This window comes from Pengzhenrongella sp. (assembly GCF_036565025.1).
GTDB lineage: Bacteria > Actinomycetota > Actinomycetes > Actinomycetales > Cellulomonadaceae > Pengzhenrongella.
In genome coordinates this window covers 1-3,090 of record NZ_DATCNW010000304.1, presented here as the reverse complement: position 1 = coordinate 3,090, position 3,090 = coordinate 1, and the positions used below count along the sequence as shown (strand labels likewise).

The window sequence follows — 3,090 nt, the reverse complement described above, 5'->3', positions numbered from 1 at the left end:
GAGCCGCGACGTCCTGGACGGGCTGCCTGGCGATCGGGGCGGCGGCGGTCTGCTTCGACTCCGCGACTCCCTTTCCCGGAGCTGCCGCGGCGCTCCCGGTGCTCGGCGCGTGCGCGGTCATCGGCGCCGGCGGCTCGGGGGCCAGGGCTTCGTTCGAGCGGATCGCCGGCGGGCGGCCGGTGCGCTGGCTGGGGGACATCTCGTACTCGCTGTACCTGTGGCACTGGCCGGTCATCGTGCTGTGGCCGTTCGCCGTGCCGCTGGCGCTGCCCGACCCGGTGCGGGTGCCGGCGCAGGTGGCGGTCAGCCTCGCGCTCGCGGCCCTGAGTCGGCGCTTCGTCGAACGTCCGGCGCAGCGGTCCGTCACCCTGCGGTCCGCGCCACGCGTGACCGGCCTCGTCGCCGTCCTGGCCCTGTTGCTCGTCGCGGTCGCGACGCTCGTGCCCGCGGGACTCCTGGGTACCCAGTCCCGCACCACAGCCCGGGCGGTCGAGGCGTTCTGGGCGGCGCCCCCGGCGGCCCTCGGCGCGGCCGCCATCGACGCCGGCGGCTATCGGGCGTTCGACGCCGGGACCCGGTTGATCGTCCCGGACCCACGCAACGCGCGCGCGGACCTGCCGACCGGCGTGAGCGAGCGTTGCAAGAGCGCCATGGCCGACGACGTCACCCCGCGGTGCGAGTTCGGGCCCGCCACGGCGTCGATCACCATCGCGCTCGTCGGCGACTCCCACGCCGAGCAGTACGTCCCGGCGCTCGAGGTCCTCGCGGCCCGGCACGTCTGGCGCGTGCGCACCTACCTGCACGCCAGCTGCCCGTTCAGCACCGCCGAGCGGCAGACCGACCGGGCCCGCGGCGGCCCGTGCGTGCGCGCGAACGAGGCCACCCTCGCCGCGCTCGAACGCAGCGACGACGTCGACGTCGTGATCACGTCCCAGCGCACCGCGGTGCCGTTCGTCGACGACGGCTCGGCGCCAAGCCCGGTCGCGGGCTTCGTCGAGCTCTGGGGACGGCTCGGGCGGGCGGGCCGGCCCGTCATCGCGATCAGGGACAACCCCATGATGCTGCCCGACGACGGCACCCAGGACTGCCTCGCCCGAGCCCTCGCAGATCCCGACTCGTGCGCCCGGACGCTGGCCGACGCCGTGCCCGACGACGCCCAGGTGGAGGCCGCCCAGCGGCTACCGGCCGTCACGCTCGCCGATCTCACGACGGCGTTCTGCGTCGACGGCCGATGCCCGCCGGTGATCGGCAACGTGCTGGTCTACCGGGACGACCAGCACCTCACCGCGACCTACGTCCGCACCCTCGCCCCCCGGCTCGAGGCGGTCATCTCGGGGGTGCTCGACGCCCGCGCCCCGTGACCGTCGCATCGGAAACCCCCCGAGGTAGTACCGCCGCGCCGAAGTAGTGCCCTGGACGGTTCTATCTCGGCGCGGCGGTACTACCTCGGCGGAGGTTGGTGACCGCCGAAGGAAGCGGCACGATCGTGCTATTCTCGGCGGCATGTCGAAGGGTGAGAGTACCCGCCAGGCGATCCTGCACCAGGGTGTCCAGGGCGCCTACCGGGTCGGGCTCGGCGGGTTGACGATCGGAGATCTCGCCGTGGCGACCGGGATGAGCAAGAGCGGTCTGTACGCGCACTTCCGTTCCAAGGAGGCGCTGCAGCTTGCGGTCCTGGACCAGGCCCGGACGGAGTTCACCGAGGCTGTGATCCGGCCGGCGCTCGCCGCACCGCGCGGGGAACCGCGGGTGCGCGAGCTTTTCCAGCGCTGGATCCGCTGCGGCGTGGAGCGCGCGCCGGGCGGTTGCCTGTTCGTCAAGGCCAGCGTCGAGCTCGACGAGCAGGTCGGACCCGTGCGCGACCAGCTCGCGTGCGATCACCGCGACCTGTACGACACGATCGCGCAGGTGTTCCGCACCGGGATCGCCGAGGGGCACTTTCGCCGCGACGCGGACCCCGACCAGTTCGCCGCCGACCTCGACGGCGTGATGCTCGCCTTCTACCACTGGCACCGGCTGCTCCAGGACGAGCTCGCGCTGACCCGCGCCCAGCGCGCCTTCGAGGCGCTGCTCGACGCCGCCCGCATCCCACACCTGACGAGGGACTCATGACGACCACCGCCACGACGAACGCATCGACCAGCACGACCGTTCGTGCCAGTTCTCGGGCCCAGCTGATCGCGCTGCGGGCCGCGTTCGCGGTGCTCGACCGGGTGGCGCCGCCGCTCGCCGCCCGGTGGGCCCTGGACATCTGGTGCACGCTCCCGAAGGGCTCGGGGCGTCGCCGGGACGCCCGCCCGAGCGAGGGCGTCCGAGCGGATCTCACCACCGCTCCGGGCCGTCGCCTCGCCGTGGAGGTCTGGGGCGAGGGGCCGCCGGTCTACCTCGCCCACGGGTGGGGCGGCTGGCGCGGGCAGATGGGCGCGTTCGTCACCCCGCTGGTCGAGTCCGGTCATCGCGTGGTCGCCTTCGACGCACCGGGCCACGGGGACTCCGACCCGGGAGCCCTCGGCCGGCGCCGCGGCAACGCCGCCGAGTTCGCCCAGGCGCTCGGGCAGGTCATCGAGGCGCAGGGCCCGGCCGCTGGGGTCGTGGCCCACTCGCTCGGCGGCGCGACCGCCGCCCTCGCGGTCCGCGACGGTGCTCCCGTGTCCCGGCTCGCGCTCATCGGGGCCAGCCCGGACCCGATCGGAATGACGGACACCCTGTCCGGACTGCTCGGCTACGGCGAGCGGACCAAGGGCCGGTTCCTTGCGCGGCTCGAGGAGCTCGCGCGCCGTCCGCTGGCGGATTTCGACCTTACCTCCGTGAGTCGGGTCGCCGCCGACACCCTGATCGTGCACGACCGCCAGGACAAGGAGGTCCCCTACGCCGAGGGTGCCCGCCTCGCCGAGGCCTGGCTGAGCGCCGAGCTCGTGACCACCACGGGCCTAGGTCACCAGCGAATCCTCGCCGACCCCACAGTCATCGAGCGAGTCCGCCACTTCGTAACTTCATGACCCCCGTGCCCTCGTGACCCCCGTGCCCTCGTGACCCCGTGACCCCGTGACCCTGCAAACCTCGTAACGTCCGAGCGTTGACGTCCTATAG

At 73.6% G+C, this 3,090-nt stretch carries 3 protein-coding genes; all 3 read left to right on the top strand.

What is annotated here, in order from left to right; translation table 11 throughout:
- A partial coding sequence (locus VIM26_RS17630; RefSeq protein WP_331953554.1) for an acyltransferase family protein occupies positions 1-1,361 on the top strand: 1,361 nt, incomplete at its 5' end.
- 142 nt (positions 1,362-1,503) lie between these two features.
- Positions 1,504-2,112 (top strand): TetR/AcrR family transcriptional regulator, encoded by a 609-nt coding sequence (locus VIM26_RS17625; protein WP_331953552.1) that lies wholly within the window; start codon positions 1,504-1,506, stop codon positions 2,110-2,112.
- Entirely contained in the window at positions 2,109-2,999 is an 891-nt protein-coding gene (locus tag VIM26_RS17620) for an alpha/beta fold hydrolase (RefSeq protein ID WP_331953550.1), read from the top strand. Before VIM26_RS17625 ends, VIM26_RS17620 begins: the two co-directional genes overlap by 4 nt.
- Positions 3,000-3,090 lie beyond the last annotated feature (91 nt).